Source organism: Luteimonas viscosa (assembly GCF_008244685.1).
Classification (GTDB): domain Bacteria; phylum Pseudomonadota; class Gammaproteobacteria; order Xanthomonadales; family Xanthomonadaceae; genus Luteimonas; species Luteimonas viscosa.
The window spans coordinates 2389109-2411222 of the sequence record NZ_VTFT01000001.1; the positions used below are offsets into that span (position 1 = coordinate 2389109).

General features: G+C 71.4%; 24 protein-coding genes and 1 pseudogene. 10 read left to right on the forward strand and 15 right to left on the reverse strand.

All coding sequences use genetic code 11. The annotated features are described in order from the left end of the window. Positions 1-32 precede the first annotated feature (32 nt). The 3 genes from FZO89_RS10535 to FZO89_RS10545 form a co-directional block, all read right to left on the reverse strand. Entirely contained in the window at positions 33-305 is a 273-nt protein-coding gene (locus tag FZO89_RS10535; RefSeq protein WP_149103216.1) for a DUF4242 domain-containing protein, read from the reverse strand. A 75-nt stretch (positions 306-380) separates the two neighbouring features. Continuing rightward, positions 381-752 carry a DUF6768 family protein gene (locus FZO89_RS10540; protein ID WP_149103217.1) on the reverse strand — a complete coding sequence of 124 codons (372 nt, stop codon included), beginning with the start codon at positions 750-752 and terminating at the stop codon, positions 381-383. Continuing rightward, the gene (locus FZO89_RS10545) at positions 736-1305 is read right to left on the reverse strand and encodes an RNA polymerase sigma factor (RefSeq protein ID WP_149103218.1); all 570 of its coding nucleotides are present in this window, start codon (positions 1303-1305) and stop codon (positions 736-738) included. The genes FZO89_RS10540 and FZO89_RS10545 overlap by 17 nt, the downstream gene beginning before the upstream one ends. Positions 1306-1457: 152 nt before the next feature. Here FZO89_RS10545 and FZO89_RS10550 point away from each other — a divergent pair, with 152 nt between their 5' ends. Next, entirely contained in the window at positions 1458-2399 is a 942-nt protein-coding gene (locus tag FZO89_RS10550; protein ID WP_149103219.1) for an MBL fold metallo-hydrolase, read from the forward strand. Positions 2400-2429: 30 nt separating this feature from the next. Here FZO89_RS10550 and FZO89_RS10555 read toward each other — a convergent pair whose 3' ends face one another. From FZO89_RS10555 to radC, 6 genes are all read right to left on the reverse strand, one after another. Beyond that, positions 2430-3182, reverse strand: coding sequence for an SDR family NAD(P)-dependent oxidoreductase (locus FZO89_RS10555; protein ID WP_149103220.1), 753 nt, complete (start codon positions 3180-3182; stop codon positions 2430-2432). A gap of 32 nt (positions 3183-3214) precedes the next feature. Continuing rightward, on the reverse strand, positions 3215-3781 hold the full coding sequence (locus FZO89_RS10560; protein WP_149103221.1) for a methyltransferase family protein: 567 nt from the start codon (positions 3779-3781) through the stop codon (positions 3215-3217). Positions 3782-3817: 36 nt separating this feature from the next. Beyond that, entirely contained in the window at positions 3818-4204 is a 387-nt protein-coding gene (locus FZO89_RS10565; protein ID WP_149103222.1) for a hypothetical protein, read from the reverse strand. A gap of 76 nt (positions 4205-4280) precedes the next feature. Continuing rightward, positions 4281-5030 carry an SPOR domain-containing protein gene (locus tag FZO89_RS10570; RefSeq protein ID WP_149103223.1) on the reverse strand — a complete coding sequence of 250 codons (750 nt, stop codon included), beginning with the start codon at positions 5028-5030 and terminating at the stop codon, positions 4281-4283. A gap of 14 nt (positions 5031-5044) precedes the next feature. Continuing rightward, positions 5045-6733 carry an arginine--tRNA ligase gene (argS, locus tag FZO89_RS10575; RefSeq protein WP_149103224.1) on the reverse strand — a complete coding sequence of 563 codons (1689 nt, stop codon included), beginning with the start codon at positions 6731-6733 and terminating at the stop codon, positions 5045-5047. 73 nt (positions 6734-6806) lie between these two features. Next, complete coding sequence (gene radC, locus FZO89_RS10580) at positions 6807-7481, reverse strand: RadC family protein (RefSeq protein ID WP_149104132.1); 675 nt, start codon at positions 7479-7481, stop codon at positions 6807-6809. A gap of 195 nt (positions 7482-7676) precedes the next feature. Here radC and coaBC point away from each other — a divergent pair. From coaBC to FZO89_RS10595, 3 genes and pseudogenes are all read left to right on the forward strand, one after another. Further along, positions 7677-8884: pseudogene (gene coaBC / locus FZO89_RS10585) on the forward strand (bifunctional phosphopantothenoylcysteine decarboxylase/phosphopantothenate--cysteine ligase CoaBC). Beyond that, entirely contained in the window at positions 8881-9354 is a 474-nt protein-coding gene (dut, locus tag FZO89_RS10590; protein WP_149103225.1) for a dUTP diphosphatase, read from the forward strand. Before coaBC ends, dut begins: the two are co-directional and overlap by 4 nt. Positions 9355-9374: 20 nt before the next feature. Further along, on the forward strand, positions 9375-11723 hold the full coding sequence (locus FZO89_RS10595) for a phosphomannomutase/phosphoglucomutase (RefSeq protein WP_149103226.1): 2349 nt from the start codon (positions 9375-9377) through the stop codon (positions 11721-11723). 139 nt (positions 11724-11862) lie between these two features. On the opposite strand, the gene FZO89_RS10600 is transcribed toward FZO89_RS10595, so the two are convergent. Further along, positions 11863-12984, reverse strand: a complete 1122-nt coding sequence (locus FZO89_RS10600) for a Gfo/Idh/MocA family protein (protein ID WP_149103227.1) — start codon at positions 12982-12984, stop codon at positions 11863-11865. A gap of 90 nt (positions 12985-13074) precedes the next feature. On the opposite strand from FZO89_RS10600, the gene FZO89_RS10605 reads away from it, so the two are divergent. Continuing rightward, positions 13075-14334 (forward strand): TIGR03862 family flavoprotein, encoded by a 1260-nt coding sequence (locus FZO89_RS10605; protein ID WP_149103228.1) that lies wholly within the window; start codon positions 13075-13077, stop codon positions 14332-14334. Between the two features lie 85 nt (positions 14335-14419). On the opposite strand, the gene FZO89_RS10610 is transcribed toward FZO89_RS10605, so the two are convergent. Further along, positions 14420-15055 carry a hypothetical protein gene (locus tag FZO89_RS10610; RefSeq protein WP_149103229.1) on the reverse strand — a complete coding sequence of 212 codons (636 nt, stop codon included), beginning with the start codon at positions 15053-15055 and terminating at the stop codon, positions 14420-14422. After that, positions 15052-15744, reverse strand: coding sequence for an orotate phosphoribosyltransferase (pyrE, locus tag FZO89_RS10615; protein ID WP_149103230.1), 693 nt, complete (start codon positions 15742-15744; stop codon positions 15052-15054). The genes FZO89_RS10610 and pyrE overlap by 4 nt, the downstream gene beginning before the upstream one ends. A 75-nt stretch (positions 15745-15819) precedes the next feature. On the opposite strand from pyrE, the gene FZO89_RS19060 reads away from it, so the two are divergent. The 3 genes from FZO89_RS19060 (at position 15820) to FZO89_RS10625 (ending at position 17123) form a co-directional block, all read left to right on the forward strand. Beyond that, positions 15820-15912: a TFIIB-type zinc finger domain-containing protein gene (locus FZO89_RS19060; RefSeq protein ID WP_425480441.1), complete on the forward strand. Its 93-nt coding sequence runs from the start codon at positions 15820-15822 to the stop codon at positions 15910-15912. A gap of 51 nt (positions 15913-15963) precedes the next feature. After that, complete coding sequence (locus tag FZO89_RS19065) at positions 15964-16170, forward strand: zinc ribbon domain-containing protein YjdM (RefSeq protein WP_425480442.1); 207 nt, start codon at positions 15964-15966, stop codon at positions 16168-16170. 152 nt (positions 16171-16322) lie between these two features. Continuing rightward, positions 16323-17123, forward strand: a complete 801-nt coding sequence (locus FZO89_RS10625) for an exodeoxyribonuclease III (protein ID WP_149103231.1) — start codon at positions 16323-16325, stop codon at positions 17121-17123. A 36-nt stretch (positions 17124-17159) separates the two neighbouring features. On the opposite strand, the gene FZO89_RS10630 is transcribed toward FZO89_RS10625, so the two are convergent. Then, positions 17160-18482 (reverse strand): AmpG family muropeptide MFS transporter, encoded by a 1323-nt coding sequence (locus FZO89_RS10630; protein ID WP_149103232.1) that lies wholly within the window; start codon positions 18480-18482, stop codon positions 17160-17162. A 116-nt stretch (positions 18483-18598) separates the two neighbouring features. Here FZO89_RS10630 and FZO89_RS10635 point away from each other — a divergent pair, with 116 nt between their 5' ends. Beyond that, positions 18599-18862, forward strand: a complete 264-nt coding sequence (locus tag FZO89_RS10635) for a hypothetical protein (RefSeq protein WP_149103233.1) — start codon at positions 18599-18601, stop codon at positions 18860-18862. 244 nt (positions 18863-19106) lie between these two features. Next, a complete protein-coding gene (locus FZO89_RS18845) occupies positions 19107-19229 on the forward strand; it encodes a hypothetical protein (protein ID WP_262378603.1) in 123 nt (40 codons plus the stop codon). Here the strand turns inward: FZO89_RS18845 and FZO89_RS10645 are convergent. Together FZO89_RS10645 and FZO89_RS10650 are read right to left on the reverse strand one after the other, a co-directional pair. Next, positions 19217-20317 carry an anhydro-N-acetylmuramic acid kinase gene (locus FZO89_RS10645; protein ID WP_149103234.1) on the reverse strand — a complete coding sequence of 367 codons (1101 nt, stop codon included), beginning with the start codon at positions 20315-20317 and terminating at the stop codon, positions 19217-19219. The genes FZO89_RS18845 and FZO89_RS10645 overlap by 13 nt on opposite strands. A 148-nt stretch (positions 20318-20465) precedes the next feature. Beyond that, positions 20466-21950, reverse strand: a complete 1485-nt coding sequence (locus FZO89_RS10650; RefSeq protein WP_262378604.1) for a M23 family metallopeptidase — start codon at positions 21948-21950, stop codon at positions 20466-20468. Positions 21951-22114: the final 164 nt, after the last annotated feature.

Sequence of the window (22114 nt, forward strand, 5' to 3'; positions counted from 1 at the left end):
ACCGCTCCGTCCGCGGGCAAGCGGCGTTGGTGTCAGTCCGCGGTCGCGGGGCTGATCACCGTGGTCACCTGCGACACCCGGTTGGCCGGGAAGCCGCCCTGGCGTGCGTGCTCCAGGATCAGCGCTTCCGAGGGCGCACTGTAGATGCAGTAGATCCGGTCGCCGGTGACATAGCTGTGGTGCCACTGGATCTGCGGACCGAGGGCATCGAGCACCGCGCAGGACTTCTGCGAGATGCCGCGCAGCGCGTCTGGCGAGAGCTGGCCGGCGCCGGGAATGTCGCGTTCGATCACGTACTGCGGCATGTCGGGTTCTCCGTTGGAACGCCCCTGCCTCCGTGCCAACGCAGGAGCCCGCGTCGGGCGGCCATGCGGTGCGGTTCAGTCCACCGATTCGCGCAGCATTGCCACCTGCAGCTCCACGCGCTTGAGTTCGCGCAGGGTGCGGTTGGCTTCCACCCGCGTCCCCATGAAGGCCTTCATCATCGCCGCGTACTGGAGCAGCAGCACCGCGACGACGCCCCACTTCAATGCCGCCAGCACGTCGTCGCTCGTCCACAGCTGCCAGAACGCGAACGCGAACCCGGCGAACGATGCCAGCGCGGTGACGTACGCGAGCATGCCCACCCACCCCTGCGGGCCGCGGAACAGCCCCAGCGCCTGCGAGAGGTAGCCGGGCTCGCCATGGCTGGCCAGCAGTGCGCGGTCCTCGGCCGACAGCGCGCGTTCGATCAGGTCATCGGTCTTGTCCATCTTCAGCTCCTTCGAGTCTTGCGCGGATCCTGCGTCGCGCATGCATGAGCCGGGTCTTCACCGTCCCCGGCGGGATGTCGAGCGCGACCGCGATTTCGGCCACGCCCAGGTGTTCGAGGTAGTACAGCGACAGCGCCGCGCGCTGCTCCGCGGGCAATCCGGACATCGCGCCCAGCACGTTGCGCAGTTCGGCCGCGGTTTCGCCGGTCGGTTCCAGCGCATGCGCCAGCGTCGGATCGGTGGCGACGCCCGCCAGTCCGGCACGCTCGCGGCCGGCGTCGCGGAACATCCGCTGGCAGCGGCGGGTCACGATCCGCAGCGCCCATGCCGGAAACGCCGCCGCGTCGTCGAGGCCGCGGATGCCGCGCAGGATCTCCAGCCACGCGTCCTGCACCGCGTCGCGCGCCTGCTCCGGCTGCCCGGTCAGGCGCCAGGCATGCCGCAGCAGTCGCGGATGCCAACGCGCGACCAGGCGCTCCCAGGCGACGCGGTCGCCCGCGCGCGCCGAGGCGGCGAGGTACTCGTCGAAGATCCGTCCGCTGTCGCGCCGCACGTGCCGGCTCCCGTTGCCGTGTGTCGTGCCAGTAAGGTGTCGCGTTCCGGCGGAACGGTTCAATCCGGTCGATCCGTTGCGCTGCCCGGGTCAACCGCCACCCTCCGGTGCGGCGCTATGCTGACCCTATCGCCCTCCCCCGAGAGACGCCCATGTCCCTGACCAACGCCACCTTCCTTGCCGTCGCCCTGGCCGCCCTGCTGGCAGGTTGCGCCGAGTCCCCGCCACCCCCGGCGCCGACACCCGCGCCGCCCGAGGCCCAGGCCACCCCCGCGCCCGCGGCGCATCCCGACGTGCACCACTTCAGCATCGGCCGGTACGCCGCCATGGTGCTGCGCGACGGCGACATCCGCGTGCCCAACGACGGCTCGACCGTCGCCCAGGGCGTGCCGAAGGCCGAGACCGACGCCCTGCTCGCCGCCGCCGGGCAGCCGACCGACACCCTGCACCTCGCCATACAGGCCCTGCTGGTGCGTGCCGGCGACCGCGTGGTGCTGTTCGACAGCGGCGCCGGCAAGGCGGCGTTCGCCGATGCCGGCCGCCTGCCGCAGTCCCTGCAGGCAGCGGGAGTGGACGCGGCGGACGTGACCGACATCGTCATCAGCCATGCCCATGGCGACCACGTCGGCGGCCTGCTCGACGGCGACGGCCGGCCCGCGTTCGCCAATGCCGCGATCCGCCTGTCGGCACCGGAATGGGAAGCGCTGCAGGGCGATGCCGGCATGGCCGCGCTGGCCGAGGCGATCGCGCCGCGCGTGGAAGCCTTCGAGCCCGGCGCCGAGGTGCTGCCCGGCGTGACCAGCCTGCCGGTCGAAGGCCACACCCCGGGCCACAGCGCCTACGTCATCGCCGACGGCGACCAGCGCCTGCTGTACATCGGCGACAGCGCCCACCACCACGTCATCTCGGTGCAGCGCCCGCGCTGGACGATCCAGTTCGATCGCGATGCGCCGCTGGCCGAGGACAGCCGCGAAGCGCTGCTGGCCCGGATCGCGGACGAAGGCTGGACCATGCAGTCGCCGCATTTCCCGTTCCCCGGGCTGGGACGCATCGAACGCAGCGAGGGCAGCTTCGTCTGGGTGCCGGCGGACTGATGCGGACGCGCGGCGGGCGACGCCGACGCGTCACCCGCCGCGATGTACCTGGAATCCGGCCACCGACTGCGTCACCGGCATGATCTCCAGCCGGTTGATGTTGAGGTGCGGCGGCAGCGTGGCGACGTAATGGATCACGCCGGCGATGTCGTCGGCGGTCATCGGTTGCGCGCCTGCATACAGGGTGTCCGAGGCGCGCTGGTCGCCGCTCGTGCGGACCAGGGTGAACTCGGTTTCGGCCATGCCCGGCTCGATCGCGGTCACGCGCACGCCGGTGCCGTGCAGGTCGGAGCGCAATCCGAGCGAGAACTGGCTGACGAAGGCCTTGGTGCCGCCGTAGACGTTGCCGCCCGGATACGGATACACGCCGGCGACGGAACTGATGTTGATGATCGCGCCGCGGCGCTCGATCAGCCCCGGCAGCAGCGCGTGGGTCAGCGTGGCCAGCGCGGTGATGTTGGTGTCGATCATCTGCCGCCACTGCGCCAGGTCCGCGTGCTGCGCGAACGCGGTGCCCAGGGCGAGGCCGGCGTTGTTGACCAGCACGTCGATGTCCGCGAACCCGGCAGGGATCGCGTCGAGCGCGGCCTGCATCGCAGCGCCGTCGCGGATGTCGAAGGCCGCCACGTGCAGGCGCTCGCCGCCGTGGCGATCGAGCAGGGCCTGCAGGCGTTCGGCGCGGCGGCCGGTGGCGACGACGCGCCAGCCGTCGGCGAGGAAGCGCTCGACCGCGGCGGCGCCGAAACCGGAGGTGGCGCCGGTGATCAGGATGGTCCGTGACATGTGTCGATTCTAAGCCGTGGGCCGCGCCGGGATCACCACAGCCACGGCAGCAATCTCCAGGTGGCGCGCGCGTAGTCGGGATACTCGTCGGGAAACGCTTCGCGCAACATGGCTTCCTCCACCCGGATGCGCCGTGCGAACGCGGGCGCCACCGGCAACGCCACCGCCAGCCACGCCCAGCCATCGCCGAGCGCCAGCGCGAAACCGAGCAGGGTCAGCAGCAGTCCGCTGTAGGCGGGGTGGCGCAACAGCCGGTACGGGCCATGCCGGACCAGGCGGTGGCCGGGCCGGATCGCCACGTCGACGGTGAAGTGTTCCGCCAGCACCCGCACCGACCATGCCCGCAACGCGATGCCCGCGGCCATCGCCGCGATCCCGCCCCGGAACAGCGGCATGGCGAACTGTTGCGGCAGCGGCCAGGCGTGCAGCAGCGACAGCACCACCGCCAGCGCCAGGGCGCCCGGTACGGCGAGGTGCAGCAGGCGCAGGGTGCCGTCGTCGCCGCGGCGCGCGTCGGGGCCGGAACGACGTCGGTCGATCCAGAGCTCGCAGGCGATCCAGATGGCGCACAGGACCACGAAGACGGGGTGCCAGGGCATGCGCGCAGTGTCGCGCGCCGGGCGTCGTGGCCGGGTCTACGTCCCGGGCTTGCGTGGCGGCGGCTTCGCCGCCTTCTTCGCGGGCCTGGCCTGCTGCGGTTTCGCCGCGTCGTCGTCGCCCTGCGCCGCCGGCTTGCGCTTGCGCCCGGTGGCGGTCTTGCCGCGGGTCTTCGCCCTGGTCGCGCGATGCTTCTTCAGCATGTCCTCGGCCAGCACGATGTCCTCGGACAGGATGCCCGCGGCGCGGGCGATCGCGATCCGCGCCTCGGCACGGTTCTCGTCGGGATTGGCCTGCAGCAGTTCGCGGATGGCGTCGCGCAGCGCCTGCTCGGCGTTGCGCTTGAGCTTGAGGTCGTTGCTCTCGCGGAACAGCGCCAGCAGCGCATCGACGACGGGTTTGATCAGGGCGGCTTCGATGGCCATGGCGGTGCCTCTCTCCAGGTCCGGCAGTGTGCCGTGCCGGCATCGCGCGGTCTGCGACCGCCCTGCGACGGAGCGCTCAGTTCGCCCGGATCGCCAGCGCCGGCAGGCCGCCGTTGCCGAGCTTCTGCTTGGCTTCGGCCAGCTCGGTGGCGGTGCCGTAGGGGCCCATGCGCACCCGGTAGACGGTCTTGCCGTTGGCGACGCCGGATTCGACCCGGGCCGAGAGGCCGAGCAGGGCGATGCGGGCCTTGAGCGCCTCGGCATCGCCGGAAGCCCCGAAGGAACCGGCCTGGAGGATGTAGCGGGCGCCGTCGGGGGCGGCTGCGGGTACAGCGGCGGCAGCGGCGGTTGTCGCGGCGGACGTCGCCGCGGGCGCGGTTGGCGCGGGCGTGGCCGGAGTGGCGGGATCGGCGGCGTCCTGTTCGCGCTGGCGTTGCGCGGCGAGGGTGCGACGCTGGCGCTCGGCTTCCTCGCGCGCGCTGGCGGCCAGTTCCGCGTCGGTCATCGCCACTTCCTGCTCGGGCAGGACGGTGTAGAAGTCGTATTCGGGACTGGCGGCGCCGGCGTCCGGTGCCGCGGCGTCACGTCGCGTCGGGGCATCGTCCGCGGGGGGCGTTTCGCCTTCGTCGATCGCACTCACCGGCGGTTGCGCGGCGGGGTTGGGCTGCGGCCGGAAGAACCCGTCCTCGCGGTCGGCTTTGAGGTACTTCGGCAGCACCAGCACCGCCACCAGCGCGATCACGATGCCGAGGACCATCCACGCCCAGCCGGGCATCGGGTTGCCGTCGTTGCGCCTCGCCTGGGTCTTGCCGCGTCGTGCTGCCATCTGCTGTCGCCCTCTTACATCCGTTCGGGCGCGCCGACGCCCAGCAATTGCAGCCCGTTCGCCAGTACCTGGCGTACCGCCAGCGCCAGCGCCAGTCGCGCGTCGCGCACGGCGGCGTCTTCGACCAGGAACTGGTGGTCGTTGTAATACGTCTGGAACCCCTGCGCCAGTTCGAGCAGGTAGGCCGCGATCAGGTGGGGTTCAAGCTGCTCGCCCGCGGTGGCCACGATCTCGGGCCAGCGCGAGAGGTCGATCAGCAGGTCGCGCAGCGGGACGTCGTCGAGGTCGAGCGGCTGCGCCAGGCCGTTGTCGAGGCTGAAGGCCAGGCCGCGTTCCTCCAGCTGCCGCAGCAGTCCGCAGATGCGCGCGTGCGAGAGCTGGACGTAGTACACCGGATTGTCGAGCGACTGGCTGCGCGCCAGGTCGATGTCGAAGGTGAGCTGCGAATCGGGGCGGCGCGCAACCAGGAACCAGCGCACCGCGTCACGGCCCGTTTCCTCGATCAGGTCGCGCAGTGTGAGGTAGCTGCCGGCACGCTTGCCCAGCTTCACTTCCTGGCCGCCGCGCATCACCGTGACCATCTGGTGCAGCACGTATTCGGGATAGTCCGACGGGATGCCGGCATCGAGCGCCTGCAGGCCGGCCTTCACCCGCTGCAGCGAACCGTGGTGGTCGGCGCCGAGCTCGGTGATCGCGCGCTCGTAGCCGCGCTGCCATTTGTCCAGGTGATAGGCCACGTCCGGCACGAAATACGTGTAGGTGCCGTCGGACTTGCGCATCACGCGGTCCTTGTCGTCGCCGAAGTCGGTGGTCTTCAGCCACAGCGCGCCGCCATCCTCGTAGGTGTGGCCGTGGGCGATCAGTTCGCGCACGGTCTCCTCCACCTTGCCGTTGGTATACAGCGACGACTCGAGGAAGTAGACGTCGAACGACACTCCGAAGGCGGCGAGGTCGGCGTTCTGCTCGCGGCGCAGCCAGGCGACGGCGAAGCGGCGGATCGCATCGAGGTCGTCGGCGTCGTGCTTGCCGGTGACGAGATGGCCCTCGACTTCCACGCTGTCGCCACGCAGGTAGGCGTGCGCCACGTCGGCGATGTAGTCGCCGTTGTAGGCCTCGGCCGGCCAGTCGGCATCGCCCGGCTTCAGTCCCTTCGCGCGCGCCTGGGTGGAACGTGCGAGATTCTCGATCTGCACGCCGGCATCGTTGTAGTAGTACTCGCGCTTGACGTTCCAGCCGTTGGCCTCGAGCACGCGCGCGATGCAATCGCCGATCACGCCGGCGCGCCCGTGGCCGACGTGCAGTGGGCCGGTCGGGTTGGCGGAGACGTATTCGACGCCGGAGGTGCGGCCGGCGCCGCTGTCGTTGCGGCCGTAACGTTCGCCCTCGGCAAACACCGTGGCGAGCTGGCGCTGCCAAGCCGCAGGCGACAGCCGGAAGTTGAGGAAGCCCGGCCCCGCGATCTCGACCGCCGCGATGTCGTCGTTCGCCGGCAGCGCGGCGACCAGCGCCTGCGCGAGCGCGCGCGGATTCGACTTCGCGGGCTTTGCGAGCAGCATCGCGGCGTTGGTGGAAAAATCGCCGTGCGCGCGATCCTTCGGCCGCTCGACGACGAAGTCGGGCGGGGCGAGGTCGGCGGGCAGGGTGCCTGCGGCACGCAGGCCGGCGATGGCCTGTTCGATCAGGCCGCGGAGCTGGGATTTCACGGAAGGCGCATCGGGTTTTGCAGGCCGGCATTGTACGCGAGCGCGCCCGGCGTCCCGCGGATGGCCGTGGTGGTCACACCCAGCCGCGCGCCGCCAGCGACACCGGCGCGCCGTCGCCGATCACGAAGTGGTCGAGCAGGCGCACGTCGACCAGTGCCAGCGACTGCTTGAGCTGCGCGGTGACGGCGCGGTCCGCGGCGCTGGGTTCGGGATTGCCGCTGGGGTGGTTGTGGCCGACGATCACCGCCGCGGCGTTGTGCGCCAGCGCCCGGCGGACGACTTCGCGCGGGTGAACCTCGGCGCCGTCGATGGTGCCGCGGAACAGTTCCTCGAACGCCAGCGCGCGATGGCGGGTATCCAGGAACAGCACCGCGAACACCTCGATCGCCTGCCGGCGCAGGCGTTGGGCGAAATAGCGCCCGGCCGAGCCCGGGTCGGTCAGCGCCTCGCCGCGCTCCAGCCCGGCCGCGAGCCAGCGGTTGCACAGTTCCAGCGCCGCCGACAGCTTGCAGGCGCGGGCCGGGCCCAGCCCCGGCAGGCGCGCCATGCCGGCAGGGTCCAGTTCCAGCAGCCGGCGCAGCGGGCCGTGCAGGTCCAGCAGCTGGCGGGCGGTGGCCACCGCATCCTGGCCGCGCAGGCCCGAGCCGAGGAAGATCGCCAGCAGCTCCGCGTCCGACAGCGCGCCGGCGCCGCGGGCGAGCAGTTTTTCGCGGGGGCGTTCGTGGCTGGGCCAGTCGCGGATGTGCATGGCGGGAAGGGGGCGGGTGGTGGCGCTGGCGACCGGCGAGGCGCCCCGGCGGAACAGGGGAATTCCCATCGGGACGCGTCCGGCCCGGTCGCCAGCGTGGGGTGATTGCAACCGATCGCCACGGCCGCCGCAGCCGGCCGATCACCCGCCATCGGGTAAGCTGTCGCCCGGATCCGGGGTAGGACTTTCCTGACGATGGCAGCCGAGCGCGGCCTGCGAGGACAACGCCTGCTGCTGTGCGTGTGCGGCGGGATCGCCGCGTACAAGGCGGCCGAGCTGGTGCGCCGCCTGGGCGATGCCGGGGCGCAGGTGCAGGTGGCGATGACCGAGAACGCGCAGCGCTTCGTCGGCGCGCAGACGTTCCAGGCGCTCTCCGGCCGGCCGGTGCGCACGTCGCTCTGGGACCCCGCGGCGGAAGCGGCCATGGGCCACCTGGAGCTCGCGCGCTGGGCCGACCGGGTGGTGGTGGCACCGGCCACGGCCGACATGCTGGCCAGGCTCGCCCACGGCTTCGCCGACGACCTGGTCGCCACCCTGTGCCTGGCCACGACCGCGCCGATCACCCTGTGCCCAGCGATGAACCACCGCATGTGGCTGCATCCCGCGACCCAGGCGAACGTGGCACTGCTGCGCGAACGCGGCGCGAGCGTGATCGGCCCCGAAGAAGGTCCGCTGGCGGAAGGCGAATCCGGCCCCGGCCGGCTCAGCGAGCCGGCGGCGATCGTCGCAGCGCTGGAGGCCGCGTGAGCGGCGCGCTGTCGGGCAGGCGGGTGCTGGTGAGCGCCGGTCCGACCTTCGAGGACATCGACCCGGTGCGCTTCGTCGGCAACCGCAGCAGCGGCAAGATGGGCTTCGCGGTGGCCGCGGCGGCGCGCGGGCTCGGCGCGGACGTGGTGCTGGTCGCCGGCCCGGTGCATCTCGACACCCCCCCGGGCGTGCAGCGCATCGACGTGCGCTCCGCGGCGCAGATGCACGCGGCCGTGCTCGAAGCCCTGCCCGCCGACGTCTACATCGGCGCCGCAGCGGTGGCCGACTTCACCCCGCGCCAGGTGTCGGAACACAAGATCAAGAAGACCGCCGGCAGCGATACCCTGGTGCTGGAACTGGTGCGCACGCCGGACATCCTGGCGCAGGTGGCGGTGCACGCCCGGCGTCCCGCGCTGGTGGTCGGCTTCGCCGCCGAGACCCACGAGGTCGAGCGTTACGCGCGCGGCAAGCTCGCGAACAAGCGGCTCGACCTGATCGCGGCCAACCTGGTCGGCGCGGCCGGGAGCGGATTCGAGTGCGACGACAATGCGCTGACGGTGTATTGGGATGGCGGCGAGCGCCGGCTCGGGCCCGCGGCGAAGACCGAGGTCGCCGCGCGGCTGGTCGATCTGGTCGCCGAGCGCCTGCAGGCATGAGCCGCGCGGCCGCCGCCATCGCGCTGCAGGTCAGGCTGCTCGACCCGCGCATGGGCCGTGAGTGGCCGCTGCCGGCCCATGCCACGGACGGCAGCGCCGGGCTCGACCTGCGTGCCGCCCTCGACGCGCCGCTGGTGCTGGCGCCAGGCGATGCCGCGCTGGTGCCCTCGGGCCTGGCGATCCACATCGGAGACCCGGGCCTGTGCGCGGTGGTGCTGCCGCGCTCGGGGCTGGGACACCGCCACGGCATCGTGCTCGGCAACGGCACCGGCCTGATCGACGCCGACTACCAGGGGCCGCTGCTGATCAGCGTCTGGAACCGCGGCCGCGAGGCCTTCACGATCGAACCGGGCGACCGCATCGCGCAGCTGGTCGTGCTGCCGGTGGTGCGCGCGAGCCTGCAGGTCGTGGATACTTTCACCGAAAGCGCACGAGGTGCGGGTGGTTTCGGCCATACCGGCGTGCGCTGACAGGGGACAACGGGAACGACATGGCGACCACGAGCAATCCGACCAAGGCGCGCGTCTTCGCGCAGGTACGTCCCTGGCTGCCGTGGCTGGCGGCCGCGCTGGCGGTACTGGCGCTGTGGCTGGCGTGGAGCGGCTGGCGCGGACTGCAGGAAGACACGCGCCGCACCAGCGTGACGCTGGCGCGCGACACGGTGGCCGGGATCGCATCCACGACGCTCAGGGGGGAAATGAAACGGCTGCAGGACAGGCTTGCCTCGCCGCCGGTGCAGGCTGCGCTGCAGGCTGGTGATCTCGAGATCGCCGGGCGGCTGCTGGCGGCCGACTGGCCGGACGTTGAACTGGCGCAGGTGCATCTTGCCGATCTGGGCACGATGTACGCGGCGCTGCCTGACGCCGGCTACGGCCCGGTATCGGTGATGGAGGCGGCGCTTGTCAAGGACGAACCGGTGGTGTCGGTGATTCGCGTCGGGGATGCGCCGCGCGTCGCGCTGGCGGCGCCCGTGCGGGTGGACGGGCAACCTGCAGGCGTTGCCTTCGTCCGCCTGCCGCTGTCGCGTGCGACGCAGGGCTTCGAGGGCGCCGACGTCGATCCGGCGACCTATGTCGCGTTGCGCCAGGGCGGGTTCACCCTCCTCGAGCAGGGGGACCTCGCACAGGCCGAGGCCGCGGAGCGGATGGCGGTTCCCGTCCCCGGGACCGAACTTCGCGTGGCCGCTTCATTGCCGCGGACCGGCAGCGCTCCGTTCGGCCTGCAGGGGATCCCGTTGTTCATCGCGGTGATCGGGTTGCTCCTGCTGGCCTATCTGCTGTGGCGGGTACCCACCCGGCTGCAGCGCGCGTTGGCGGTGGACGCGCCCAGCGACGATGCGGCCGCGCCGACCCTCGCCGATGCGCTCGCACTGGGGGCAGATGGCGATGCCGACCCGTCTGGAGATGGCGCGCAGACCAAGCCCGTCATCGCCATCAAGGACACCCCCAAGCCCATGCCCGTGGACATCGACCGCAGCATCTTCCGCGCCTACGACATCCGCGGCATCGTCGGCCAGACGCTCGACGCCGGCGTGGCCGAGCTGATCGGCCATTCGGTGGGTTCGCTGATGCAGGAGCAGGGGCTGGCCGACATCGTCATCGGTCGCGACGGCCGCCTGTCGGGCCCCGACATGGTCGCCGGCCTGGTCCGCGGCCTGCGCAGGGCCGGCCGCAACGTCATCGACATCGGCATGGCGCCGACGCCGGTGATCTACTTCGGCGCGTTCCACCTGCGCACCGGTTGCTGCATCTCGGTCACCGGCAGCCACAACCCGCCCGACTACAACGGCTTCAAGATCGTGGTCGGCGGGGAGACACTGTCGGGCGACACCATCACCGACCTCTACGCGCGCATCGCCGACGGTCGCCTGCACGACGCGCCGGCACCGGGAGACGTGAGCGAGCGCGACATCGCGGACGCCTACGTCCAGCGCATCGCCGACGACATCCAACTGGCGCGACCGCTCAAGGTCGTGGTCGACGCCGGCAACGGCGTCGCCGGCGAGATCGGCCCGCGGGTGCTGGAAGCGATCGGCGCCGAGGTGATCCCGCTGTTCTGCGAGATCGACGGCACCTTCCCGAACCACCACCCGGACCCGAGCGAGCCGCACAACCTGGTCGACCTGATCGGCACGGTCAAGCGCTTCGATGCCGACCTCGGCATCGCGTTCGACGGCGACGGCGACCGCCTGGGCGTGGTCACGAAGGACGGCGAGAACATCTATCCCGACCGCCTGCTGATGCTGTTCGCGGCCGACGTGCTCGACCGCAACCCCGGCGCGGTGATCGTGTACGACGTCAAGTGCACCGGCCGCCTGCCCGGACACATCCTGCGCCACGGCGGCAGCCCGCTGATGTGGAAGACCGGGCATTCGCTGATCAAGGCCAAGATGCGCGAGACCGAGGCCGAACTGGCCGGCGAGATGAGCGGCCACTTCTTCTTCCAGGAACGCTGGTACGGCTTCGACGACGGCATCTACGCCGCCGCGCGCCTGCTGGAGATCCTGGCGCTTGATCCTGGCGATCCCAGCGAGGCGCTCAACGCGCTGCCGGGCGGCGTGTCGACGCCGGAGATCAAGGTCGAGGTCGCAGACGGCAACCCGCACGGTTTCGTCGAACGCTTCCAGCAGCAGGCGCGGTTCGAGGGCGCGCGCGCCTCCACCATCGACGGCCTGCGGGTGGACTGGAACGACGGCTGGGGCCTGGTGCGTGCGTCCAACACCACGCCGGTGCTGGTACTGCGCTTCGACGCCGACGACCAGGAGGCGCTGGACCGCATCCTGGCCGACTTCCGCGCCCAGATCGCGCTGGTGGATCCGGAGCTGCAGCTGCCGTTCTGAATGCGGCTCGCCTGCGGCGTCGCCCGGCGACGCAGGCTGTCATCCCGAACGCAGCGAGGGATCTCGATCTTGCGAACGACGACGGCAGCCCCCGCTGCGTTCGGGACGATTCGTGCGTGCCGCGCCGACGGCGGCTGGTTCAGCCCCGCGCGATCTCCACCCGCTTCCCGTCGGATTTCGCCGAGGCGAAGACGGCATCGAGCACGCGCAGGTCCCGCACGCCTTCCTCGCCGGGCACGCGCGGCGCGCGGTTCTCGAGGATCGCCCGCGCATCCTGGTCCATCTGCTCGGCCTGCATGCGCGGCTTCTTGCCCAGCTGCGGCTCGAACACGGTGCCGTCGCTGGCGCGGCCACGGTTGCCCTCGTAGCCCTGGAACGGCGACATCGTGTACCAGCCGCGCTCGCAGTCCACCTGCAGCGTGTTGAGGTTGCGGCCGAAGCTGGTCACGCACTCGGCGACGATGTCCTCGGGGAATTCGAGCCGGAAGCGCATCGTCTCGTCCACGCCCTTGAACAGCTCGCGGCGCACGGTCTCGTCCCAGGCCTGGACCGCGACCGGCTCCATGCCCGTGGAGTAGCGCGCGGCGTTCACGCAGTACACGCCCATGTCGTACATCGCGCCGCCGCCGCGTGCCGGATCGAGCCGCCAGGCCTCGTCGGCGCCGTCGCGCCAGCCGAACCAGCCCGCGTCCGCGCGCAGCTTGATGATGCGGCCGAACGGGCGCTCGGTCGCCATCGCCATGAAGCGGCGGGTGTTGGGTTCGTGCTGCATGCGGTAGCCGATGGCCAGCTGCACCTTGTGGTCGCGGCAGGCCTTGACCATCGCTTCGCCCTCGGCCGCGTCCATCGCCATCGGCTTCTCGCACCACACGTGCTTGCCGGCCGCCGCGGCGGTCAGGGCATGGGCCTTGTGCAGGTGGTTCGGGGTGACGATGTACACCGCATCGATGTCCGGGTTGTCGGCGATGCGGTGGAAATCCTCGTACGAATAGACGTTGCGGTCCGGAATGCCGTACTTGCCCTGCCACTCGGGCAGCTTGTCGGGCGATCCGGTCACCAGGCCGGCGAGGCGGCAGTGCTTCGTCAGTTCCAGCGCCGGGGCGAGCAGGCCCTTGGCGTAGCCGCCAAGCCCCACCAGCGCCACGCCGATCCTGCGTTCCTGCGCCAGCGAGCGCGGGCTCCACGCCGCCGCCGCGCCCGCCAGGGCCATCGATCGCAGCGCCTGGCGGCGCGTCCAGCCACGGTTCCGGTCCCCGGTCATCGCTCCCTCCCATCAGTCGGTGTCGGGCCCATGTTAGCGCTCACCCGTGGCGCGCGACGGCCGGTGCGGCGCGGCGGCGATAATGCGCGCATGCACGGCCCGCACCCCACGCGTCGCGTCGCGGTGGTCGGCGGCGGGCCCGCCGGCCTGATGGCCGCCGAACGCCTGTGCGCGGCCGGGCTGGCGGTCGACCTGTACGAGGCCAAGGGCTCGGTGGGGCGCAAGTTCCTGATCGCCGGCAAGGGCGGGCTCAACCTCACCCATTCCGATGCGCCGACGGCGTTCGTTGCCCGCTATCGCGGGCGCGCCGCCGAGGTCGGGCGCTGGTTGTCGCGCTTCGATGCCGAGGCGCTGCGCACCTGGGCACGCGGACTGGGGGTCGAGACCTATGTCGGCAGCTCGGGCCGCGTGTTCCCGCTCGATCGCAAGGCGGCGCCGCTGTTGCGTGGCTGGGTCCGCAGGCTGCGCGAACAGGGCGTGGCTTTCCATGTGCAGCATCGCTGGGCCGGCTGGAGCGACGACGGAAGCCTGCGGTTCGAAACGCCCCACGGCGAAATGCGGGCCCGCCCCCACGCGGCCGTGTTCGCGCTCGGGGGCGGCAGCTGGCCGCAGCTGGGCAGTGATGGGGCATGGGTGCCGCTGCTGGCGGGGAAGGGCGTGGATATCGCGCCACTGCGGCCGGCAAACTGCGGCTTCGATGTCGGCTGGTCGGCGCATTTCGCGCAGCGCCATGCCGGGGCGCCGCTCAAGCCGGTGGTGGTGCACTGGCGCGATATCGACGGCGCGCCGCACTCCCTGCAGGGCGAATGCGTGGTGACATCGGATGGGCTGGAAGGCAGCTTGATCTATGCCATTTCGGCGACGTTGCGCGAACTCGTCGATCGCGATGGCGAAGCCCGCATCCGCCTAGACCTCGCGCCCGGACGCAGCGAGGCGCAGTTGGGCGAGGCGCTGGCGCAGCCGCGCGGTCGCCGAAGCGTTTCCGAACACCTGCGCCGCGTCGCCGGCATCCACGGCGCCAGGGCTGGACTGCTGCACGAGACATTGCCGCGCGAGGCGCTCCAGGATCCGGCGCGCGTGGCTGCCGCGCTCAAGCAGCTGCCGCTGCGACTGCGGCGCCCCCGCCCGCTGGCGGAGGCGATCAGCAGCGCCGGCGGCATCCGCCTGGAGGCGCTGGACGGGCGGATGATGCTGCGCGCGCGGGAGGGCGCGTTCGCGGCGGGCGAGATGCTCGACTGGGAAGCGCCGACCGGCGGCTACCTGCTCACCGCCTGCTTCGCCAGCGGGCTGATGGCGGCGGAAGGACTGATCGCATGGCTGCACGAACGCGACGCCGATCTGCCCCCGTGAGTGGCGTGCAGCGTCGTGGCCGCCCGCCGGACAGGCTCGCCGGAGCGAAGGCGAGGGAATGCCGGGCGCCGCCGGTGCGCGGACGCTAGCGCCTGGTCGGCGCCTTCAGCGCGTGGTAGCGCTCCACCGCGTATTCCAGATCGGCGTCGAGCGAGGCGCGCTCCTCGAGCTGCTGGCGCATGATCGCCTGCTGGCGCAGCAGGTCGCGGTGCTGCGACTGGATGTTGTCGGCCAGCGCCTTGTGCACCGGTTCGCCGCGCAGTTCCAGGTCGTTAGCCTGGCGCAGCAGCGAGACCAGGCTCTGGCGCAGGTTGGCCACGCCCAGGCGCGAGGTCTTCAGGCCTTCGTCCACCAGCACGATGCGGTCGCCGAACGCGGCCCGCAGGTCTTCTTCGGTCTCGTAGGACTCGGCCATCGCCCGCTCGCGACGCTGGCGCGCCGCCTCGGCGTTGGCGGCGATCGCGGCCTGGCGTTCGGCTTCGTCCGCCGCCGCGCGCTCTTCCGGGGTGAGCTGTTCGCCCATTCGCGCCAGCGGCCGACCGCTGCGCGCGCTGAGTTCGGTGCGCGCGGCGTCCACCGCGTTGGCCGGCAGGGCGTCGCCGCAGACCTTGCGGCCGCCTTCGTTCCAGCAGTACAGCTTCTTCTCGGCCTCGTCCTGCGCCGAAGCGGTCGCGAAGAGCGCGCAGAGCGCCGTCGCGGCGAGCAACCCGTGCATCTTCATCGAATTCCGCCCCCTGCGGCTCGAATCGGTGGTGTGGTGTCACGGACGCCATATTGCGCCCGATACGCCTGCAAACGCGAACGCTCGTCCGACAGGGCCGCGCTTTGGTCGGCGAAGGCCAGCAGGTCGGACAGGGTGGCGACCGCCACCACCGGGATGCCATCGGCCGCCGCCACCGCCTGCGCGGCCGACTGCGACTGGCCCTCGCCGGCGATTTCCTGGCGGTCGAGGGCGATCACGATGCCGGCGGGGGTGCCGCCGCCCCCGCGGATGGTCGCCAGCGCCTCGCGGATGGCGGTGCCGGCGGTGATCACGTCGTCCACCACCAGCACCCGGCGCCCGTCCAGCGGCGCGCCGATCAGGCTGCCGCCCTCGCCGTGGGCCTTGGCTTCCTTGCGGTTGAACGCCAGCGGCAGGTCGCGCCCGCGGCGCGCGTATTCGCAGGCCAGCGCGCTCGCCAGCGGGATGCCCTTGTAGGCCGGGCCGAACAGCAGGTCGAACGCCACGTCCGTGGCGTCGAGCGCGTCGGCGTAGCAGCCGGCCAGCGTGGCCAGCGACACGCCCGAATCGAAGCGCCCGGCGTTGAAGAAGTACGGGCTGACGCGTCCGGACTTGAGCGTGAACTCGCCGAAGCGCAGGGCCTCCACGCGCAGGGCCAGTTCCAGGAAGCGGGTGCGATGGTCGGTCATGGCCACGCATTGTCCCATGCCCGTGCAGGCGTGGAGGGATGGGACAATGCACGGCCCAGGAGCCCGGAGACGCCGATGCCCGACCTGCCACCGTGCCCCGAGTGCGGATCGGTGTATTCCTACGAGGACGGGGGTGGCCTGGTCTGTCCCGAGTGCGCGCACGAATGATCGCCGGCCGAGCAGGCCGAGCAGGCGGCCGCCGCGAAGGCCGCCGCCCGGGTGCGCGATGCCAACGGCACGCCGCTGGCCGACGGCGACAGCGTGGTCGTGGTCAAGGACCTGAAGGTCAAGGGCTCGTCGGCAGTGGTCAAGGTCGGCACCAAGGTGCGCAACATCCGCCTGGTCGATGGCGACCACGATATCGACTGCCGGATCGACGGCATCGGCCAGATGGGGTTGAAGTCGGAGTTCGTCCGCAAGGCCTGAACGCGAGACGGGGGGTACCGGGCGCCCGCTCCACAGCGCCGGCTCCACAGCACCCGTGGCACGGCCGCGACGGCATTCGCGCGATCGGCGGCCCCGGGCAGGCGTGGGCGGATTCGGCTAGGCTTGCGCGACCCCCGTCCGCCGCTTCCCGCATGCGCATCGTCAGCTTCAACGCCAACGGCATCCGCTCGGCCGCCACCAAGGGTTTCTTCGACTGGCTGGAGGCGCAACAGGCCGACGTCGTCTGCCTGCAGGAGACCAAGTCGCAGGAAGACCAGCTGGCCGACCCCTGCTTCCGCCCCCTGGGCCACTGCTACTACCGCGACGCGATCACCAAGAAGGGGTACAGCGGCGTGGCCATCTACAGCCGCCGCGAGCCCGACGAAGTGCGCACCGCGTTGGGCTGGGCGCCGTTCGACGACGAGGGCCGCTACATCGAGGCGCGCTACGGCAACCTCAGCGTGGTCTCGTTCTACATCCCGTCCGGTTCGTCGGGCGAGCTGCGACAGGGCTTCAAGTTCGAGGTGATGGCCTGGCTCAGGCCGATCCTCGATCAATGGCTGGCCAGCGGCCGCGACTACGTGCTGTGCGGCGACTGGAACATCGTCCGTGCGCGCAACGACATCAGGAACTGGTCGAGCAACCAGAAGAACTCCGGCTGCCTGCCGCCCGAGCGCGCCTGGCTCAACGGCCTGATCGCCGATGGCTGCGGCGACGGCCTGGTCGAGGCGCCGGCGCACGGCTGGAAGGACAGCTTCCGCGTGCTCAAGCCCGACGCAGTCGAGTACACCTGGTGGAGCAACCGCGGCGCGGCGCGCGCCAACGACGTCGGCTGGCGGATCGACTACCAGCTGGTCACCCCGGAGCTGGCGAAGCGGCTCACCGGCTGCGCGGTGCATCCGCAGCCGCGCTTCTCCGACCACGCGCCCTATGTGGTGGATTACGCCGGGTGAGCGAGTGCCGCGCGATCGCGCGCGTAGCAGGGGAAATCAGGCGGATTTCGCCTTGACGTCCTGTTCCGCGATCGACGCATCCACCAGTCCGGCGCGCATCATCCACCAGAACAGCACCACACCCGGCAACGCCAATACCGTGGTCATCAGGTAAAAGTCGACGAAGCCCATACGCTCGATCAGCCCGCCTGCCGTGGTACCGGTGAAGAAGCGCCCGACGATGGAGGCCGCAGCCGACAGCAGCGCGAACTGGGTGGCGGTGAACGACAGGTTGCACAGCGCCGACAGGTAGGCAACCACCACAACACCGCCGATGCCGCTGGCGAAGTTCTCGAAGCCCATGGTGAAGGCCAGCAAGGCGTTGCTGTGGCCCACATGCGCCAGCGCAGCGAACGACAGGTTCGACACCGCCATCAGCACCAGGCTGATCAATACCGAGCGCTTGAGCCCCAGCCGCGCATAGAGGATGCCGCCCACGAAGATGCCGACCAGCATCGCAGCGAAACCCACGCCCACGTCCCAGGTCGCGATTTCGTTGTTGGTGAACCCCAGATCATTGAGCAGCAGGCGAAACGTCAGGTTGGCCAGGGTGTCGCCGATCTTGTGCAGCAGCACGAACAGCAGCACCAGCAGCGCCCCCTTGCGCCGGAAAAACTCCAGCAGCGGGCCCGCTACGGCGGCCCAGGCCGCGGCCAGCCCGCGGCGCGGGGCGGGTTCCCGGTGGCGCTCGGGTTCGCCGAGCCACAGGCCCACGAACACCGCCGGAAGCACGAGCAGCGCGCAAAGCGCATAGGCCGCGCTCCAGCCGAGCGGTTCCGCAAGCACGAGCGCCAGCGCGCCGGCACCCACCGCGCCCAGCCGCCAGCCGTACTGCGACATGCCGGAACCCACGCCCAGTTGCTCGGGCTTGAGCAGTTCGATGCGGTAGGCGTCGATGACGATGTCGAAGGTGGCCGCGGCCACGCCCAACGCGACGGCGGCAAAGGCGACCAGCGCCAGGTTGGCTGCCGGGTCGAGCAGGCCGAGGTTGACGGTCGCCGCGGCCACCAGCGCCGCCGCCAACCAGAGCCAGGAGCGACGTTGGCCGAAACGCCCCAGTAGTGGCAGGTGGAAGCGATCCACCAGGGGGGCCCACAGGAACTTGAAGTTGAACACCAGGAAGGCCAGCGCGAAGGCGGTGACGCTCTTCTTGTCGATGCCGTCCTGCGCAAGCCGGGTCGTCAGCGTGGCCCCGATCATGGCGTAGGGAAAGCCCGATGAGATGCCCAGCAGCATGGCGCCCAGCGGCGCGCGTTGCAGGTAGGGGCGGATCCAGAGGAGGGGGTCGCCGCCGCGTGCCGCCAGATCGGGGTTTGTCATCGGGCTATGCTACCTGAGCGTCGGTGCCGCCGAACCCGTGGTTGCTGTCGGCGCGGCCGCATGGCAGCGTATCGGCAGGGCGCAGAGGGAGCCTCACCCGGCAACTAGGAGGTGGCGTGACCGACATCGTGCTCAGGGACGCGGACCCGGTGCTGGTGGACCGGATCAAGCGCGTGGCCGACGCCCGCGGCTGGACCCTGCCGCGGGCGATGCAGTACCTGCTCGAGCAGGGGCTGCACATGTACGAGGGCGACGGCTCGGTGCGCTTCGACAATTCCGAGGCCGACGTGCTGCAGGCGGCGATCGCGGCGCTGGAGCAGGTGCCCGACGATCCCGGCTACGCGGCGATCGGGCGGGTGTCGCGGACGGACCCCGCCTGAGACTCTGAAGCACCCCGCGCGGCGCGCCGCCGCCCCGGCTCCGCTCCCGGCAGGCGATCCTGCGCCGGACCGGCGCCATGCCGGTGGGGCTCTTGCTGCTGTCGCAAGTGACCGGCGCGGCGATGGCCGCCGTACGCGACGGTGTCGTACGCGTCGACGGCATGCATTGCGTGCTCGACGGCAAGCCGTACCGCTTCGCCGGCGCCAGCTCCCGGTACGGCGCCTACCCGGCGCGGAACGCGGCGTGGGCGACGGCGACCGCCTGCGCGCCGGACCCGACCGGCTGCGCGATGCCGGCATCGACAACCTGCGCGTGCTGGCGATGTGGCCGCCCCCGGACAGGTCCGGCGGCCGCTACGCGGGATAGATGCCACCCAGCACCCGCGGCCCGGCGGCCCCGGTCACGCTCGGCAGATTCCCCGGCAATCCGAGCATCGTCTGCCGTGCCAACCAGGCGAAGCCCATCGCTTCGACATGGTCGGGCTCGATGCCGTGATCGGCGGTGGACTCGACGATCGCGCCGGGCAGGGCCGCGGCGAGCGCCGTCATCAGCACCGGGTTGTGCACGCCGCCGCCGCAGGCGATGACGCGACGCGTGCCCGGCTGCGTCGCCAGCAGGGCGCTGGCCACGGTGCGCGCGGTGAGCGCGTTGAGGGTGGCCTGCACGTCGGCCGGGGCCTCGTCTCCGCGCAGGCGGGCCTCGACCCAGCCGAGGTGGAACTGGTCGCGGCCGGTGGACTTGGGCGGCGCCTGGGTGAACCACGGATCGTCGAGCAGGCGCTCGAGCAGGCCTGCGTCGACCCGGCCGCGGGCGGCGAAACTGCCGTCGCGGTCGAAATCCTGTTCGAGGTGGCGCAGGCACCAGGCGTCCATCAGCGCGTTGGCCGGACCGGTGTCGAAGCCGCGCACTTCGCCCTGCGCGGGCAGCAAGGTGAGGTTGGCGATGCCGCCGAGGTTGAGCACGGCGCGGTCCTCGCCGGCATCGCGCAGCAGCGCGGCATGCAGGCCCGGGAGCAGCGGCGCTCCGTGGCCGCCGGCGGCGATGTCGCGGCGACGCAGGTCGGCGACCACGGTGATCCCGGTGCGTTCGGCGAGGGTCGAGGGATCGCCGAGCTGCAGGGTGAACGGGTACGGCCCCCAGGGACGGTGGCGCAGGGTCTGCCCGTGCGAGCCGATCGCACGCACGGCGCCGGCGGGCGTGCCGCTGTCGGCGAGTGCGAGGTTGGCGGCGTCGGCGAAGGCGCGGGCGACGCGCACGTCGAGTTCGGCGATCGCGTCCAGCGACAGCGACGCGCCCTGCTGGCCTAGCGCCACCAGTTGCGCGCGCAGCGCCGGATCCCAGGGGTAGGTGCGGCCGAAGGCGAGCCGCGCGGTGCCGTCGTCGAAGCGCACCAGGGCCGCGTCGATGCCGTCGGCGCTGGTGCCGGAGATCAGGCCTAGGAAGAGATCGGACATGGCCGCGATTCTACGGGGCCGGTTGGCGCGGGAATCGCGATGCGGCGAGGAACCGGCGCGGGCGAGGCGGCACCGGGGCCAGATGCGGAAAGGGCCTGCCAGCGGCAAGCCCTTCCATTCCCCGTCGGCTGTGGAATGCGAGGACCGCTCAGCCCTTCTTGGCGCCCGGCGCGACGCGCGCGACGGCGACCTTCGGATCGTCCTGCGTCGGCCTGGCCGGCACGGTCGCGTAGATGATTTCCTCGACTTCGCGGATCCGGTCCAGGGCCGGCGCGGTCTGCTTGCGGAACTGGGCGAGCGCGGTGCCGCTCAGCGGCTCCGGGGGCGGCATGGTGTGCTGCAGCGGGTTGCGGTGCACGCCGTTGATGCGGAATTCGTAGTGCAGGTGCGGGCCGGTGGAAAGCCCGGTGGAGCCGACGTAGCCGATCACCTGGCCCTGCGAGACGCGCTGGCCGCGCTTGAGCTTGGCGGTGCGCGACATGTGCGCGTACAGCGTCGAATAGCCCTTGCCGTGGTCGAGCACCACGGTATTGCCGTAGCCGCCGTGCCAGCCGGCCGAGACCACGCGCGCCTCGCCCGCGGCCATGATCGGGGTGCCGCTGCGCGCGGCGTAGTCCACGCCCTTGTGCATGCGCGACGTGCCCAGCACCGGATGCCGACGCTTGCCGAAGCGCGAGCTCAGGCGTGCGTACTGGATCGGGCTGCGGATGAAGCTCTTCTTCAGCGGGCGGCCCTCGGCGGTGAAGTACTCGCCCTTGCCGTCGCGCTCGAAGCGGATCGCGGTGAACGGCTTGCCCTTGGCGGTGAACACCGCGGCGGTGACCGGGCCGGACCGGATCAGTTCGCCCTCGCGCCAGGTCTGCTCGACCACCACGCTGAAGCGGTCGCCCGAGGTGACGTCGCGGTCGAAGTCGATGTCGTACTGGAACACCTCGTCGGTCAGGGTGTTGATCACCACCGGGCTGAGGCCGAGCTTGCGCGCCGAATGGAACAGCGACTTCCCGACCTTGCCGCTGACCACCGCGGTGCGGATCTCCACCGGGCGCTCGATCACCTTCTCGGCGACCTTGTCGCCGGACAGCGAGAGCTCGACGCGCTGGGTGTCGTTGCGGTCGTAGCGGAAGGCCAGCAGGCGGCCGTCGGCGGCCTGCTCGAAGGCGAGCTCGGCACCCGGCCGCAGGCGGGTGAGCGCCTGCCTGTCGGGCGCGGCATCGAGCAGGCGGTGCAGCGTCGCCGCGGGGATGCCGCGCGCCTCGAAGATCGCGCCGAGCGTCTGCCCCGACTCCACCTTCACCAGCTCCCAGTTGCGATGCTGGGCGGCGCGCTGCACCGATGCCAGCGGCGGCAGCGGCAGCGCGAACGTGGTCAGGGCGGGCGCGACCTCGGAAGTGCGCATCGCGTTGGAGAATCCGGGCACCAGGCCCAGGACCAGCGCGCCGAGGGTGGCGAACAGGCTGGCGTGCGCCCAGTCGCGGCGGGTCCAGCGGCCATTGAACGAAAAGCCTGCCCCGCCATCGACGGGGTCGGCGAATCGCTGTTCGTTGGCGGTGTTCTCGGCGGCGGCCCGGAGATTGTGGTCCCGGATGGCCTGGTGCTGGGCGTCATCCGGTGACATCGAGGGCGGCTGCGTCATGGCGACGGATCCAAAAGAGCGTGACGGGCGCGTCAGGGAGGTACCATAAGCACATGAAATGGGAGCGTCAAACCCTTGTTGGCCAAAGGGTTTTACTGGCGCACACTCCTTAACGATTCTTTTACGTTTTCTTTTGACCGGCATCACATCCCTGAAGCCGGCCG